Here is a 16,111-nt window from a genome sequence, read left to right on the forward strand (position 1 = left end):
TTATTTACTGTTTGCTCGCGCTAAACAGCCTCTACAAGTACAAAGCTCCAATTTGGCTCATATACTGTGGTTTTGATAACGAGTACCAACTCTCGTCGTCACCTACTAATATCATGGATATGTTCAGCACGAGGCTCAGAGACCATTTTTCGAATCATTATTTTTGCTTCTTTTCAGCTGCCGAAGCTCTCTGTGGAAAAATTGATGATTGTACTTTCTCTCGTCATTGCCTGTTTAACTATCTTGAATTAAAGCTATCATACATGATGTTTTTTAATAAATCAAGATATTTTTCTGAACATTTTTAAAAATGAGTTAACTGTTCTGGAAGAGTCTTCTTTTTTATAAAATTTAAGCAAATGTTAAAGAGCGAGATATGGTGTCTTTCTTTTCTAGCGGTATAATAAAGATGAAGGGAGGTACAGTGTGTGTGGACCATCTGTATGAATGAATTTAAGCAGCTCTTCAAAAGCACAAAATCCATCTTAACTATTGTTATTATTTTCATTTTATCTACTTTTGTATCAAGTCTTCCATTTATAGCTGCTTATCAAGGGAAGTGGGAACAGGCAAAGGACCCGTATTCCATTGGGAATGAACTAGTGATTTCTTTATTTGGTTTCTTCCTTATTTTTTTATTATCTCATGATATTTTGAGCCGCGAAATTCATTTAAAAACCATTCGTTTTCTCGTCAGCAAAACGACCCGTTTAAACATTGTCATCGGGAAATATCTTGGGCTGATGCTGTTTTGGCTCAGTTGCATTATGACCACATATATATTAAATATGATGATTACACATCGTTTTCTGTTCTCTGATGCCTTAAAAATATTAACGTTTATCAGTGTCGGCATCTCCTGTGCTTTGTTTTTGTCCATGCTCTTTCCAACACCACAGAAATCGATGTTTGTTGGCATGTTGTTTTCCTTTCTATTTCCAATCATGAGCATGATGTCTGTTCTTTCTTCAGAACGGTTGATTCACTGGTTCCAATACGTGACGCCTTATTATTATGCGCGCTGGAGTGAACCGCTGACCTATGTGCTGATGAATGCCGCATTGACTGTTGTCTTACTCGTTGGAACTGCACTACTGTTTCAGAGGAGGGATGTCTAAGTGCTTCACACAAAAGGGCTGACAAAAAAATATCGGACAAAAGTCGCAATAGATCATATTGATCTTGATATCCATCAAGGGGATATCTTCGGCCTCATTGGACCGAAGGGTGCTGGTAAGACAACCTTCTTTAATATCATTACAGGGATCTCCCGCCCCACCTCTGGCACGTTTATCATGATGAACATGACGTCGTTAAAAAAAGTACGTCATCATATCGGTGTTCTTCCTGAATATACAGATTTATATGAAGGGCTGACTGCTATTGAGCATATTGCCTATTTATCGAAAATTACGGGTACTCGCCAGAAAACGAGCTATTATGAAGAATTACTCGAATTTGTTGGCTTACATCGTTATCATCAAGAGAAAGTCGGTGCCTTTACACCTGGGATGAAGAAACGGCTCGGAATGGCTCAGGCCATCGCTCATCAGCCTGACTTTATTTTACTTGATGAGCCTTTTGCGGATATTGATGCAGATTCTATCTTACATATCCAGCGGGTGATTGAATCGTTAAAATTTGAAGGAAAAACTGTCTTTTTAACAGCAGACGAGCCAAGGTTCACCCAGCCTATTTGTACCAAAACAGCTTTCATATCTGAAGGAAAAATCGTGTCCTCAAGTACTCATCCTCAAGAGAAAACCATCACGTCCTCAACCATTCGTGCCACCTTCAAGCATGCATGGATTGATGATGAGGTGAAGCCTGTTCTCACGCAGTACTTACAAAGTGTGGGAACAGACCTTGTGATCAGAGATGACGAGACCTCATTGTTGATTCGTTCAGAAGCTCAAGTCCCAGCCATCATCCGTGCGTTTGTGAAATGCAAAGTCGACCTATACCGAGTCACGGCGCAAGATGCCATGATGTCCACATAAAAAAGTACCGTACGCTCTCTGCACGGTACTTCTCTTTTTTTATAAAGGTTTACTCATGTAAATCCCAGTCTCAGCAAATCCCGTTTTCTCATAAAGTGAGCGGGCGATTTGATTATGGGCAAAGACATGCAGCGATAGTTTCTTCACACCTAATGACTTTGCCTGCTCTTCTAATGCCGCCATGGCCTGTTTTGCCAACCCTTTTCCTCGATACGCTTCAAACAAAATAAAATTATAAATAAAGCCTTCATGCTGGGGATGATCTGGATCATAGCAAAGCCATACCCATCCAATGGCTTCGTCTCCATGCATGAAGGTCCACAACTCATGATCTTCTGTCTGAAGTCCTTCAGGAAGCAGCCGGTCAAATTGTTCCTCTGCATTCTTTTGCGCTTCTTCCTGATTCCATGTCCCTGCGTGTACCTTTTCTTCTGCGTACCGCTTAATGTCCTTCTCTATCAAGACGTCATAATCTGTTTGCGACATTGGTAGTAATGTGACCAATCGTATCTCCCCCTTTTCTTTATCATATGCCGGGCATGTAAAAAAAGCCAGTCCCTTATAGGAACTGGCTAGCCACCGAACCGATCGGTTTGGGAGAGTTTGATCTCGACTGATTTTTTCTTTCCGCTTCGGTAAAATTGCACCTTTACCTTGTCGCCTACTTTCTTTTGATAAAGATATTTACGCAGATCGACGATATTTTGTACTTCCTTGCCGTCAAACGACGTCACGACATCCAGCTCTTTTAACCCTGCTTTCCCTGCTGGAGACAAAGGCTCGACACTCATCACGACGACTCCGGTTGTGACCTTTGATGGCAGTTTTAACGTTTCCTGCCAATGATAGCTCGCAATATCTGCTAGTGATTTCATCCCAACACCAAGGTACGGACGCTTCACCTCTCCATAGCGCTCTAAATCCTCTATGACAGGGATCACCAGATTCGCAGGAATAGACAGCCCAATCCCTTCCACCTCTGACTCAGCAATCTTCATTGAATTGATGCCGATCACTTTGCCATCCATATTGATCAAGGCTCCGCCGCTGTTCCCAGGATTAATGGCGGCATCCGTTTGCAAAACTTCCGCATTCCAATCCGTCTGTCCATCACCATTAGAATCAACAGGGATCGCACGCTCCGTTCCAGAAATCACACCTTGTGTGACGGAGCCAGCAAATTCAAGGCCTAATGGATTTCCAATGGCGATGACAGGCTCACCTGGTTTGACATGGTCTGAATTGCCGAAGGCGGCGGTTTTCTTGATCTTATCACTTTTGACCGTGAGTACCGCTAAATCCATAAGCTGATCACTGCCGACAAGATTTGCCCCGATCCTTGTCCCGTCCTGAAGGCTCACTTCAAGCTGGTTTGCGCCTTTGATGACATGATGGTTGGTCACGATATAAAAGGTGTCACCCCTTTTTTTATAAATCACACCTGACCCGCTGCCTGCTTCACCGCCTTCTTCCCAAAAGCTCGACTTTTGAATGTTAATGACGCCGACAACTGTATCCGACATACTCGATACCACTTTTGTGACCGCATCATTCACGTTCACATTGACGGTCTTTAAAGGGCCATCTGATGCCTGCTGATCTCCAGCTGACTGCCAGCCAAAGGGGCTGCCGCTTTGGCCAGACACATAGGGGAAAAAGAATCCCATTAAAAAAGCTCCTACCAATACACCGATCAGACCAGATAGGAAATATCCTTTTCTGCTTCGTCTCGGCTTCCACTCTACATCGCGATAATCCACTATGTTTCCTTCCTTTCAGTGAATAGATGATGTATATAGTGTTGGTAAGAAGCTCTTATCTTAATCATACGATTGTAAAAATCATACGGCGCAAAGCGGGGTTGCTTTTTTCGGATCCGTATCATATAAATCAAAGCCGTCCCCTACAACAAAGCCCTTCATTTCAACCGTCTGCTGGACCGCCATACGGGCTAAGTCCTTCATGTTGTTGTCTTGACTCAAGTGGGCCAAATAAATGCGTGAGGTGGCGTCTCCAATCACGTCTGTCATAGCAAGAGCTGCATCTTCATTGGATACGTGTCCGACATCGCTCAAAATTCTGCGTTTAATACTCCAGGGGTAGCGCCCCATTTGCAGCATGCCGACATCATGGTTGCTCTCAAATACGAACGTATTGGCTGATTTAATAATCCCTTTCATCCGGTCACTCACATAGCCTGTATCCGTCATAAGGGCAAGTTTACGCCCGCCATAATGGAATACGTAAAACATGGGCTCTGCCGCATCATGTGATACGCCAAATGATTCAACATCGAGACCGCCGAATGATTGAACCGTCTCCATATCAAAGTGGAATTTCTGCTCCGTATCCACTTTCCCAATATGTGACTCCATCGCCTTCCATGTTTTCGCATTTGCATAGACAGGAAGCTTGTACTTTCTTGCCATCACACCGAGTCCTTTAATATGATCTGAGTGCTCGTGTGTGACAAAAATTCCGTCCAAGTCTTCCGGCTTGCGATCGATCTGACCAAGCAGCTCTACCATCTGTTTGCCGCTTAAACCCGCATCTACTAAAAAAGCATGCTCGTCTGTTTCTAAATAAAAAGCGTTCCCCGTACTTCCGCTCGCTAGTACACTGAACTGCAAGCTCATGTTCTCTCACTCCAATGAAGATTTGTCTTCTTTCTCTATATGATCAAGTGTTGAGCCATCAATGGCATTGATCAAATATTCTTCTTCTGTCTTTTTCTTTGAACCAGCTGCCACGCCTTCAATCTCTACTCGCCATACAGGAACCATTACTTGAGTGCTTGCACCTGGGTATTGCGTGTAGTAGCCAAGCTCCACTTTTTTCACTGTCGTGTTTTGGCTCAGCATATTTTGTGTATATAGGTCCTTCACCGTTTCAAGCGCTGGGACAAGGGTTTCTTTTCTCACTTCATTAATCGATGTCACCATCGACTGCCGATACGAGACGACCTCGTTTTGATCGTTCACATCCAATGTGATCTTCCCGATGGTTTCGGTGTCATCAAGACCTTCTTGGAAGATGTATTTTCCTTTATACGTTTGGAAAAAGACGATTTCACCTGTTTCTTCATCGATGCTCCAGAGCTTATAATTCTTGCCATCCAGTAAACGCTGGCTCACAAGATTGGTCGCTGCTGTTTTCATATCTTTTTTCGGCAATGCAACTGGTTTATTGAAAGTCATTTCAAGCAGGGTGACAGGATCATCTTTCTCGGTTTTCGGGAATGTGCTTTTCGTCTTTTGATCAGCTAATCCGTCGACATCCTTTTTCGTATATTGCTTTTTCTCAGCTGTAATGCGGTATCCAATCTTCGCTTCATCTGATAGATTGCCATATTTGATTCCGTCTGCCTTCATTTCTTCCAGCGTATCTGTTTTTTCGATAATCGCAAAATGATCGGTCGATCGCTTTTCAAAGTATTGAAAACCTAGAAAGATATCGAGAACGAGAAAGGCTAGGATAAAGATCGTTTTGGTCTTATTCCACTCCATGATTCTCGCTCCCCTCTGTCAGCAAATCATTCGATAAAATGACGGTTTTTCCGTTATATTTCATACACCATACCGGCTCTAGCCAGACAAACATCGCTTGATCCTGATCTGATGCCGTGGATGTCGCTTGATAGGCAGGGAAAATCTGTTCAATTTTTTCTAAATCATCATACTTCGTCTGCTTGATGATCAAGTTTTTCAGCTCTGTCCCATTCATCAGTTTGATCTGTTCACTCTGACTCGCTTTGTTGCCGAGAATGTAGTTTGGACGCTTATAACTCAAGATGTCATCATTCGCCCATTGTACTTCAAGTGATGTCATACCAAATGGATGTTTTGTGCTGTTGACGATCGGCAGTCCATCCATAAACATATTAAAGGACAGCTGCTGGTTGCTGTTAATGCCGAAGTATTGATAATTATCGGTAAAACTTCCGGTATCATTGAAATACTTCACGCTTCGCTTGATCAAATCCCCCGTTTGGAATACGGTACTAGAATTGATATTACGATGCTGATATTGGATGCGGTGGTCTTTTTGATTTGCTTCAAGACGACTCGTTCCATCTGTATACACCGTCCGGTTTAAATTAGACTCCTCCCCAACTAGACTTGGGTCTGTAAACAAAGCGTCCTTGAATTTGCTTGTCTTAATTGTTTCGATAAAGAACATTTTCGCTTCAAGCTGCTTTTGCTTCTGCGGCAGAAGGAAATCTCGTTTTGAATTCGTAGAGAAAGTATAAAGATCATAGCGCGGCATCTCGTTTTGAGCGGCTGCAATACTATCCATCAGATTACGATAGTTGGCAGATTCAATCGTTAGCTCAAGCACCGATTCCTTGCTGTATGAAACCAAATAGACTTTCTTATTGGCCTTATCCGGTTGAGCGAACGGCACAATCATCCGGTCAAACGAGTTGTATTCAATGGATTTATTCGGCCATTTAAACAGCGCTTGGAAAATATCAATCGGAATCGGATCATTGAACACAAGATCCAATGTTTTGCCTTGCCCCTCGCGTCCATAGAAGAAATTCTTAAATTTCTGCTCGGAATATTGGTCCGACACATCAGCAATCTCTTTGACATCCCACAGGCTTACATCATTCCAAAAGTTTTGGAAGAGTTCCTTTTGATCCACTTTGAAATGCTCTCCATTGGAATGGATGAACATCTCACGCGGCTTCACGACATCAATGAGACTCCGAGGCTCGTCGCTTGAAATCTTCTTCGTTTCCACGACCTGTGTGCCGGCATCCGCCTGATCCTGCATGACGGGCTGGAACATCCAAATATTCCACGTAAACACAAGACTGATCGCAATTAGGATTGTCAATATAATGGTTTTAAAGGTCTCACGCTTCATCCCAATCATCCTCTTGTTCTTCATTGTACGGAAGGGTAAAGGTTACCGTTGTTCCTTTTCCTTCAATGCTGTCAGCCCAAATATCTCCGCCATGAGCCTGAACCATTTCTTTTGCAATCGCAAGGCCTAGGCCGGTTCCGCCAAGCTTTCTTGTTCTTGCCTTATCCACTCGATAAAAACGTTCAAAGATTTTATCCATATCCTTCTTCGGAATACCGATTCCTTCATCTTTGACACTGAATAACACAAGACTTTGCTCCTCATCCAAATCGACAGTGAACGTAATGTGTCCACCCTCTGGCGAGTATTTCATAGCATTGGAAATGATATTATCGAGCACCTGAGTGATTTTATCTTGATCTATTTCCACATATATTTCACGCTGCGGCAGGTTGCGGATGAAATCGACATGCTGCTCCTTCGTCATTTCAAAACGATCAATGACGAGCGAGATAAACCTGATAAAATTCGTCCACTCACGATTGAATTGATAATCCTTGCTGTCGAACTTAGACAGCTGGAGCAGGTCATTCACAAGTCTAATCATGCGCTCTGTTTCATTTTGCGTGACACTGAGGAACCTTGGCGCAAGCTCTTTATCACCAATCGCACCTTCAGCGAGTGCCTCAAGATAGCTTCGCATCGTCGTAAGCGGTGTGCGCAACTCATGCGATACGTTCGCCACGAATTCACGACGTTCCGCATCAATTTTTTCCTGCTCGGTTACGTCATAAATGACTGCAATTAAACCATCAATTTTCCCATGCTCTTTCTGAATCACTGAGAAATTGACACGCAAAACAGACAGTTGATCTTCGCGTTCAATTTCTAGCAGCATGGAGTCTTGATTTTCGACTAAATCTTCAAATGTATGAGTTTCTTCTAAGCCAAGCAAGGATGTGATCGGCATCTCTAGAGCTGTTTCACGTGAAACATTCAAAAGCTCTAGTGCTGGGCTGTTTAATAGAATAATGGCACCATTTTGATTCGTGGCAATGACGCCATCGGTCATATAGGCGATAACAGAAGAAAGCTTTTTCCTCTCACCCTCTGTCATCAGCTGCGCTTCCTCCAGCTCTCTCGTCAGATGGTTAAATGTCGTCGCTAGCTGACCAATTTCATCATGTCCATACTTCCGAACCTTTCTGGAAAAGTTCCCTTTGGCGAGCTCTATCGCTTGCTTTCTCATATCCGAAATTGGGTGTGTAATGGTTCTGAATATGAATATACCAAGTAGAGCGGTCGTCCCAAGTGCGATGAGTGTACCCGTCGCCAAAATGGTGTTGATCGTTCGCATTTGGTTAAAAACACTTTCCATGGATGAGACCACATAAATGACACCAACGGTTTCTTGGTTCTCATTTTTCACGGCTGTCGCCGATATGCGGACTCGTTTATTTGATTCTGGGTCATAGAATTTTTTCTCGTAGTCTTTGCCAACCGCGAAAATACGGCTAATGATTTGATCTGTGATTTTCTTCCCGGCAATCTCTTGACTGCCGTTATTCACAGAGGCAATGACCTCTCTGCTTTCGTCAATATAGCTGACTTCAGAAATTTCATTAGACTCATCTTTGTTGTTAAAATCGTTTAATATCTTTTGAGCATCCTCTTTTAATTCTGCCTTGCTTTTCGATGAATCTTGTTCTAGGTAATACGATAACGAGTAGATTCGCTGATTCAAGGAATTATCATAGGAATTAATTAAGGACTGCTCTAGCTGCTTCACAAAGTACACGCCAATAATCTGCATGGCGACAATGATCAGCAGCACATAAATCAAGGTCAATTTAAAGTGAATCGAGCGAAAAAAACCTACTTTACTCATAAGAATCTTAGTCCTGCTCTGGGTTTCTTAAATAGTAGCCGACGCCTCGTCTTGTTACGATCCAGCTCGGGTGGCTAGGGTTGTCTTCAATTTTTTCACGAAGACGGCGGACTGTCACGTCTACTGTACGGACATCTCCGAAGTAATCGTAGCCCCAAACCGTTTGCAGTAAGTGCTCACGTGTCATGACTTGTCCAATATGTTTCGCTAAGTAATGAAGCAATTCGAACTCACGATGCGTTAGCTCAATCGTTTCGTCACGCTTAGACACGACATATGCATCTGGGTAGATCACAAGTGAACCAATCTCGATATCATTTGATTCAGATTCTTCCTCTGATTGCGGAGCAGCCGTCTGTCTTCTTAAATTTGCTTTTACACGTGCAAGCAGCTCGCGTGTACTGAATGGCTTTGTGACATAATCGTCTGCGCCAAGCTCAAGACCAATGACTTTATCGATTTCAGAGTCTTTTGCTGTCAGCATGATAATCGGCATATCATATTTCTTTCTCACTTCACGGCATACTTCAACGCCATCTTTGTTCGGCAGCATAATGTCGAGCAAAATAATGTCTGGCTTAATTTCTTCTACCATTTCAAGGGCTTCATTTCCGTCATACGCACAATGAACCTCGTAGCCCTCTTTTCTTAAGTTAAATTCCAATATATCCGCAATCGGCTTTTCATCATCTACGACAAGAATCTTTTTTTCCATTGTGATTTCCTCCTGCATTTTTAGCATCTATGTCATTCCATTTTGCATGTCTCATTACGCCTTCTTCATTTACGAAAAAAAGGCTCACTGTCTATTATAACGTTTTACGAGGCAAAGATAAAAATAATAACGGCTTTCTTTGCTAGTAAACGTTGGATAGAAGAACTTCACCCAAAAGATTTGATGACTTTTTCCTTTTTTATCGAAACTTTTCCAGTCACCAAACGTCTATATACATGTAACGTCTTCTTCTTATGGAGCCGGGCCCTACCTAGGTCCGGCTTCTCCCTTTTTATGCCTTCTTTTCATAATAAAAACGCACCTGCGATTGCAGATGCGTTTGGAAGTGGCTCGGGACGGAATCGAACCGCCGACACACGGATTTTCAGTCCGTTGCTCTACCAACTGAGCTACCGAGCCATCATCAAAAGATGAATATGTATAAATGGCGGTCCGGACGGGACTCGAACCCGCGACCTCCTGCGTGACAGGCAGGCATTCTAACCAACTGAACTACCGGACCTCAGTAACTTGCCCGAAAAAGCAATCGTGGTGCTCCTTCAAGCAAGTGAGGAAAAATTAGCTTAACGCTAAAGTAAATCAATGACCCGTACGGGATTCGAACCCGTGTTACCGCCGTGAAAGGGCGGTGTCTTAACCGCTTGACCAACGGGCCAAAACATGGTGAGCCATGAAGGACTCGAACCTTCGACCCTCTGATTAAAAGTCAGATGCTCTACCAACTGAGCTAATGGCTCTCGGTTTGTGAAAAGTGAATCTGAAGAAGCTGTATTGCGTCAAACCAATCGCTTTAAAAGCTGGAAAATCGCATCTTAACAAGTTTCAGAGACCTTTGCAACAACGAGATTTATAATATCATAGAGTAATTACATATGGCAATACGTTTTTCGACATTTTTTTAAAAAAAGTGTCGGATTTGATATCTTCTGTTACATCGCCTAAATCCGAAAGCGCCTTCATTCAATCAATGGCTACTGCACAATCCAGCACACAGAAACGTTTGATTCCGACCAATATTGGTTATACAAGAAACAAACAGCATGGTGATTGAAAAAGGAGGAAGCATAGGATGAGTTCATTTAAATTAGGAGATAAAATGCCCAATTTTTCACTGCCAACAGTGCAGGGCGATCACATTGAGTTTTACAAACATTTAGAGGAGCATCAAAGCTGGCACCTTATCGTTTTCTTTAGAGGATCATGGTGCCCAGTATGTGTCGAGGAATTAAAAGAGCTGGAAAAACAGCAATCCTATTTTCAAGACAAGGATATTCACTTAATGACGATTTCAACGGATAACCCTGAAGACTTAAAAGAATTTGCAGACAAAGAGGGACTTTCTTTCCCCATCATGTCTGACCAAGACCTCACATCATTGAAAGCCTATGAAGTCTTCTATCACGGGGAAGATGCCCCATATGAAGATCACGGGGTGCACGGAGAACCTGCCTATTTCTTATTAAATGAAAAAGGCCAAGTCCTCTATCAGCAAAGACAAACAAGTCCATTTGGCAGACCGCATGCCAACGAACTGCGCAAAATCATTCAATACATTCGTAAAAATTTAAAAGGCCAATATAAAAGCCTAAAATAAAAAAGAAGCTCTCATCAGAGAGCTTCTTTTTTATGAATGTTTTTTGTTGTATAGCCAATCTGCGGTGAAAAACACAAGAAGACCTGTCATTAAAATCACAAAAGTCACAGGTGTACTCTCACCTTGAAAAAAAGCGTAAGATGCATGTCCTCCTAATGCTAGAAGATAAAAAACAAACGCCGATCCTGCTGCTTTTTGTGCATTGGCTTGTTCTCTTTTCGTCGTTTTTTTGAAAAACATTGTATCTATTCCCCTTTAAGATGCTTTCTTCATTGTCACACGGCGAAGTGCCCGTGATCGGATATACTCCATTGGCCCAATTCGCCAGACGTGTAAGCAAAGGGCTGAAATGGCGATTTGCAGCAGGGAGATCAACAACCATGACAAGACGATAAGGGGGGCGTTGATTTGACCGCCAAGACCCAATCCCCAGCTGTAAAAAAGAAGCGAGCAGATGACATTTTGCAGGATATAGCAGCTAAGCGCCATTTTCCCTACATATTCAAACCAAGTCCACATGAACCATGACTCCGTGCGTGCTAGAAGCTTCGCCACGACAGCAATATAGAAAATAGAAAGGAATGGTGAAAACACATAGCGCACCACAAATTCTACTATGTCATTTGGTACGAAGACGAGCGCATTCAGCGGCAGTCCAATCCACAAACCCATTCGGAACAATATTTTCCGCAGAGATTGCCCACGCTCATTTGCATAAAATACACCAGCTCTCATCATCCGCACACCTAATAAAAACAAAAAGGTATTCATTGGGATAATAAAGATCGCTTCTTCTCGATACATCAAAAAGTGCTGTAATCGGTCTTGAACTTGAGATATCCATGTCTCCGGTAGTTGTTCTTCGTACGCTGGTTCACTGCTCTCGTCATAGGATTCATTTTCCAATTCAGAGAAAGAAAATACAACGAGAAAAGCCGTCACCAACAAATGAATGACACCCGAGACAATCATGCCTTTTTTGATGCGCCGACTTCCTCCACGGACAATAAACGCCACAAGCAAACCCGTGACGGCGTAACTCATGAGCACATCATATTCCATCACTAGCGCAAAATGGACAAAGCCTTCAATCAATAAGAATAAAAGAATCCATAAATATGTACCCGGCCAAGTCATATTTTTTCTTTTCGCCTGCTGGTATTTCAGCTCTAGCCCTACGCCAAACATGATTGTGAGCAGCGATAGCATTTTGCCATAAACGAACATAGAGACAAGACTTTCAAGAAAACTACCATTTTCATATTCATCCGCAATCTGATCTGTCGCAAAGGTATCCCCTGCGTATGCAAAAAACCAGACGTTTGTACCCAATGTACCTAATATCGCAAAACCTCGTAAAATATCTAATAATCGTATTCTTTCTTTCACTAGAACGCTCCTTCCCTTTTATACAGTTATCATATTTTGGTAATATCGGGAAGTCAGTTCCGTAGAAATTAAGGAATATTTAAACAAAAAAAACACCAGTAAAATGTGTGATTTTACTGGTGTCTGATCAGTCTATAATGATGGACGGTACACGCTGCGGACAACGTTCGTTTGGGAACGGTCTGGTCCGACTGAGAAAATAGAAAGTGGAATACCTGTTAATTGTGAAATGCGCTCTAAGTAATGACGGGCATTTGCAGGCAGTTCACTTAAATTCTTCACGCCTGTAATATCCTCTGTCCAACCTGGCATTTCTTCGTAGACAGGTTCACATTTCGCTAATTCATTTAGACTTGCTGGGAATTCTTCAGTGATTTCTCCGTTCAATTTATAAGCAACACAGATTTTCAATTTCTCAATCCCTGTCAGTACATCGATGGAGTTAAGAGATAAATCTGTAATTCCGCTCACACGGCGTGCATGACGGACAACAACACTGTCAAACCAGCCAACACGGCGCGGGCGGCCAGTTGTCGTACCGTATTCACGGCCAACTTCACGGATTTGATCACCAATTTCATCATGAAGTTCTGTCGGGAATGGGCCATCACCTACACGAGTTGTATAAGCTTTTGATACGCCGACCACATGTTGAATTTTCGTAGGACCTACACCAGAACCAATCGTCACGCCTCCAGCCACTGGGTTAGATGACGTCACGAACGGATATGTCCCTTGATCGATATCAAGCATAACGCCTTGTGCCCCTTCAAAAAGAACACGGCGGCCTTCATCTAGAGCATCGTTCAATACAACAGATGTGTCCACGACATATTTTTTCACTTGCTGACCATATTCATAATACTCATCTAAAATATCTTCAATTTTGAAGCCTTCTGTGTCGTACATTTTCTCTAAAAGACGATTTTTCTCTTCTAGATTACGGGCAAGCTTCTCTTCAAATACTTCACGATCTAATAAATCTGCGATACGGATTCCGACGCGGGCAGCTTTGTCCATATAAGCTGGTCCGATTCCTTTTTTCGTCGTACCGATCTTGTTAGCCCCTTTCCGCTCTTCTTCTACCTCGTCCAATTTTAAGTGATAAGGCAGAATGACATGGGCTCTATTGCTGATTCTGAGGTTATCTGTACTCACATTCCGTTCGTGAAGATACGCAAGCTCAGTGACCAACGCTTTAGGATCAACCACCATTCCATTACCGATGACACAAGTTTTCTCTTTGTAAAAAATACCGGACGGAATGAGGTGTAGCTTGTAAGTCACTCCATCAAATTTGATTGTGTGACCTGCATTGTTTCCCCCTTGATAACGGGCAATCACCTCTGCATTTTCTGAAAGGAAATCGGTAATTTTCCCTTTCCCTTCGTCACCCCACTGCGTACCTACTACGACTACTGAAGACATATCGTGCACCTCCGTTAACCTTTCAAAACGTTATCTCTTTCAAACACATTTATTTTATCAATGCACAATGAAAAAGTCAACGTGAAATCCGAACATTAATATCTCGAAATCAAATTTTGTTCGTTTTACATGTGAGGAAAAGCGCTTTAATTGCTCATTCTACGCTTAAACAAGAAGATTTCGATCAAAATTACTGTTTTTCTCATTTCCGTTTGTTCAGTGATTTTCAATCAATTGAATCATCGAACTTGCCATAAAGTCGGGTGAGTATGGTCTGCCTTTTCTCAGCCACCACTCAGCTGTTCCAACATAAGCAGAAATGACAAATTGCTTCTGCATCTCGAGAGGAACGTGTTGTGGATCAGGTGGTGAACCTGTGACTTCTTCTAGCCCTAAAGTAAAGCTTTCTTCAAAAAAAGCACTGGCCGTCTGATGAATATTAAGCTCTCTTCCCCTTTTCAAGAGAATCTGATACTCCTCTTCATGTTCCTGCAAATGCTGATAAAAGCGATAAATATACACATATGCTGCATGATCGCTCTTCCACTCACTTTCATGTACAGGAGCAAAAATAGCGGTTTTCATGACATCAAACATCTCATCCATGACCTGCTGAGCTAAGTCAAACTTATCCTCATAATGCTGATAGAAGGTGGTGCGATGGATTCCTGCCTTGTTCGTCAAATCTTGTACAGAAATCTTCCCCCATTCCTTCTCCTTTAATAACTGAAATAATGCTTTTCTTAATTGTTGCTTTGATTCAGTTGCGCGCTTATCCCCTCTGTAGCAGTCCGCCACAAGCCGCTCTCCCCTTCCCATTTTCTTCAACAGATTTCGCTTTTCTGTTGGTTGAATCCTTTCTCCTGATGAATTACCTTTAAATCTAACACAGTGAAAAAAAGGAATCATCTGACAACCCATAAGGAGTGATGATCATGGAAACAACAACACCTAGTGCCGTTCAGAAAGCGTTATTAAGAGGGAAAAATAAGCAGGACCCGTATCACCCATTTGATTGGTACGCCAAAATGCGTCAAGAATCCCCTGTTCATTTTGATGAACACAGCCAAACATGGAGTGTCTTCACCTATGAAGAAGCAAAGCGCGTCACCATCGATAAAGATACCTTTTCTAGTCAACCTCCTCAAGACCACCGGAAACATTCACTGATGAAAACAATGGTCATGATGGACCCGCCAAAACATACACGAATCCGCTCCATTGTGAGCAAAGCCTTTACACCCCGGGTGATGAAATTGTGGGAACCACGCATTCAAGAGTTAATGGATGATCTCATTGCACAAATAGAAGGTAAGGAAGAGATTGATCTTGTTCAAGACATCTCCTATCCGCTTCCTGTGATTGTCATTGCAGAGCTTTTAGGTGTGCCAACAGAACATAAACAATCCTTTAAAGAATGGTCCGATATTCTCGTCAGCATGCCTAAAAGTGAAGAAGAAAGAGATGTCGTTGAATGGCAGAAAACACGGGATCAAGGCGAAGCGGACATGATGGCGTTTTTTGCTGACATCATTGAAGAGAAGCGGCAGAACCTTAGTGATGATTTGATTTCGCTTTTAATTCAAGCGGAGGAAAATGGAGACAAGCTGTCCGCAGACGAATTAATTCCTTTCTGCAATCTGCTCCTGTTAGCAGGCAACGAAACGACCACCAACCTGATCTCCAATATGATCTTTAGTTTGTTAGAAAATCCGGGGTCGTATGAAGCGCTCGCTCAATCACCTGACCTCATTCCTCGTGCTGTGGAGGAGGCTGTCCGTTTTCGTGCCCCTGCGCCTACCATCGTCCGGTATGTCACAGAAGACACCGAACTTGGAGGGAAAGTCTTGAAAAAGGGAGACAGTGTGATTGTCTTTCTTGCTTCTGCGAACCGGGATGAGCGTCAATTTCCAAACGCACATGAGTACGATATACACCGGCACCCTAATCCTCATATTGGCTTCGGCCACGGCATTCATTTCTGCCTAGGCGCACCACTTGCTCGCCTGGAAGCCTGCACTGCCATCAAAGCCATACAGTCACGATATGAATCACTAGAGCTTCTCTCTTACGTCCCAATGACAAGCAGCGGTATGTATGGACTAAAAGCACTGAAGCTCCGTGTCACGCCTCGTTGCTAACAAAAAAGGCTCCCACGAGATGGGAGTCTCAAATTATTGACAAAGGGCTAAAATGAACTTTATTTTAGCCCTTTGTCTTCTTTTTCAGCGTGATAGAAAACCTTTGCAGCCCTAGGAAGGACG

15 protein-coding genes, 4 tRNA genes and 1 other annotated feature (1 of these 20 cut by a window edge) are annotated in these 16,111 nt (G+C 42.8%); of the genes, 4 read left to right on the forward strand and 15 right to left on the reverse strand.

The genetic code is table 11. The annotated features are described in order from the left end of the window. Positions 1-236 (reverse strand) — a binding site (T-box leader) (it extends 35 nt beyond the left edge of the window). Between the two features lie 192 nt (positions 237-428). Together MHH31_RS18775 and MHH31_RS18780 are read left to right on the forward strand one after the other, a co-directional pair. Next, positions 429-1,118: an ABC transporter permease subunit gene (locus tag MHH31_RS18775; protein ID WP_342495125.1), complete on the forward strand. Its 690-nt coding sequence runs from the start codon at positions 429-431 to the stop codon at positions 1,116-1,118. Beyond that, a complete protein-coding gene (locus MHH31_RS18780; protein ID WP_008347478.1) occupies positions 1,119-2,000 on the forward strand; it encodes an ABC transporter ATP-binding protein in 882 nt (293 codons plus the stop codon). 39 nt (positions 2,001-2,039) lie between these two features. Here MHH31_RS18780 and MHH31_RS18785 read toward each other — a convergent pair whose 3' ends face one another. The 11 genes from MHH31_RS18785 to MHH31_RS18835 form a co-directional block, all read right to left on the reverse strand. Further along, positions 2,040-2,504 (reverse strand): GNAT family N-acetyltransferase, encoded by a 465-nt coding sequence (locus MHH31_RS18785; RefSeq protein ID WP_342495126.1) that lies wholly within the window; start codon positions 2,502-2,504, stop codon positions 2,040-2,042. Positions 2,505-2,572: 68 nt separating this feature from the next. Beyond that, a complete protein-coding gene (locus MHH31_RS18790; protein ID WP_317328383.1) occupies positions 2,573-3,760 on the reverse strand; it encodes a S1C family serine protease in 1,188 nt (395 codons plus the stop codon). 81 nt (positions 3,761-3,841) lie between these two features. Beyond that, entirely contained in the window at positions 3,842-4,636 is a 795-nt protein-coding gene (locus MHH31_RS18795; RefSeq protein ID WP_342495127.1) for an MBL fold metallo-hydrolase, read from the reverse strand. A 6-nt stretch (positions 4,637-4,642) separates the two neighbouring features. Then, a complete protein-coding gene (yycI, locus tag MHH31_RS18800; RefSeq protein WP_017368442.1) occupies positions 4,643-5,506 on the reverse strand; it encodes a two-component system regulatory protein YycI in 864 nt (287 codons plus the stop codon). After that, positions 5,493-6,872: a two-component system activity regulator YycH gene (yycH, locus tag MHH31_RS18805; RefSeq protein ID WP_342495128.1), complete on the reverse strand. Its 1,380-nt coding sequence runs from the start codon at positions 6,870-6,872 to the stop codon at positions 5,493-5,495. Before yycH ends, yycI begins: the two co-directional genes overlap by 14 nt. Next, a complete protein-coding gene (gene walK / locus MHH31_RS18810; RefSeq protein ID WP_024718465.1) occupies positions 6,862-8,700 on the reverse strand; it encodes a cell wall metabolism sensor histidine kinase WalK in 1,839 nt (612 codons plus the stop codon). The genes yycH and walK overlap by 11 nt, the downstream gene beginning before the upstream one ends. A gap of 7 nt (positions 8,701-8,707) precedes the next feature. Beyond that, positions 8,708-9,415, reverse strand: coding sequence for a response regulator YycF (yycF, locus tag MHH31_RS18815; RefSeq protein ID WP_017359978.1), 708 nt, complete (start codon positions 9,413-9,415; stop codon positions 8,708-8,710). Between the two features lie 347 nt (positions 9,416-9,762). Further along, positions 9,763-9,835: transfer RNA gene (locus MHH31_RS18820), tRNA-Phe, on the reverse strand. A gap of 26 nt (positions 9,836-9,861) precedes the next feature. Next, positions 9,862-9,938 (reverse strand) — tRNA-Asp (locus MHH31_RS18825). Positions 9,939-10,019: 81 nt separating this feature from the next. After that, positions 10,020-10,091: transfer RNA gene (locus MHH31_RS18830), tRNA-Glu, on the reverse strand. 6 nt (positions 10,092-10,097) lie between these two features. Next, positions 10,098-10,173, reverse strand: a tRNA-Lys gene (locus MHH31_RS18835). Between the two features lie 332 nt (positions 10,174-10,505). Between MHH31_RS18835 and MHH31_RS18840 the strand changes: the two genes are divergently transcribed. Then, on the forward strand, positions 10,506-11,030 hold the full coding sequence (locus MHH31_RS18840; RefSeq protein WP_342495129.1) for a peroxiredoxin family protein: 525 nt from the start codon (positions 10,506-10,508) through the stop codon (positions 11,028-11,030). Positions 11,031-11,060: 30 nt separating this feature from the next. On the opposite strand, the gene MHH31_RS18845 is transcribed toward MHH31_RS18840, so the two are convergent. The 4 genes from MHH31_RS18845 to MHH31_RS18860 all read right to left on the reverse strand — a co-directional run bounded on the left by MHH31_RS18845 (position 11,061) and on the right by MHH31_RS18860 (position 14,645). Beyond that, a complete protein-coding gene (locus tag MHH31_RS18845; RefSeq protein ID WP_024718463.1) occupies positions 11,061-11,270 on the reverse strand; it encodes a hypothetical protein in 210 nt (69 codons plus the stop codon). A gap of 15 nt (positions 11,271-11,285) precedes the next feature. Continuing rightward, entirely contained in the window at positions 11,286-12,419 is a 1,134-nt protein-coding gene (locus tag MHH31_RS18850; RefSeq protein ID WP_342495130.1) for a DUF418 domain-containing protein, read from the reverse strand. A 132-nt stretch (positions 12,420-12,551) separates the two neighbouring features. After that, complete coding sequence (locus MHH31_RS18855) at positions 12,552-13,847, reverse strand: adenylosuccinate synthase (protein WP_007497400.1); 1,296 nt, start codon at positions 13,845-13,847, stop codon at positions 12,552-12,554. Positions 13,848-14,063: 216 nt separating this feature from the next. Beyond that, positions 14,064-14,645 carry a TetR/AcrR family transcriptional regulator gene (locus MHH31_RS18860; protein ID WP_282746253.1) on the reverse strand — a complete coding sequence of 194 codons (582 nt, stop codon included), beginning with the start codon at positions 14,643-14,645 and terminating at the stop codon, positions 14,064-14,066. A gap of 137 nt (positions 14,646-14,782) precedes the next feature. Between MHH31_RS18860 and MHH31_RS18865 the strand changes: the two genes are divergently transcribed. Then, positions 14,783-15,988 carry a cytochrome P450 gene (locus MHH31_RS18865; RefSeq protein WP_135009471.1) on the forward strand — a complete coding sequence of 402 codons (1,206 nt, stop codon included), beginning with the start codon at positions 14,783-14,785 and terminating at the stop codon, positions 15,986-15,988. Positions 15,989-16,111: the final 123 nt, after the last annotated feature.

Source organism: Bacillus sp. FSL K6-1033, assembly GCF_038630765.1.
In the GTDB taxonomy this organism is placed as follows: Bacteria; Bacillota; Bacilli; order Bacillales; family Bacillaceae; genus Bacillus; species Bacillus altitudinis.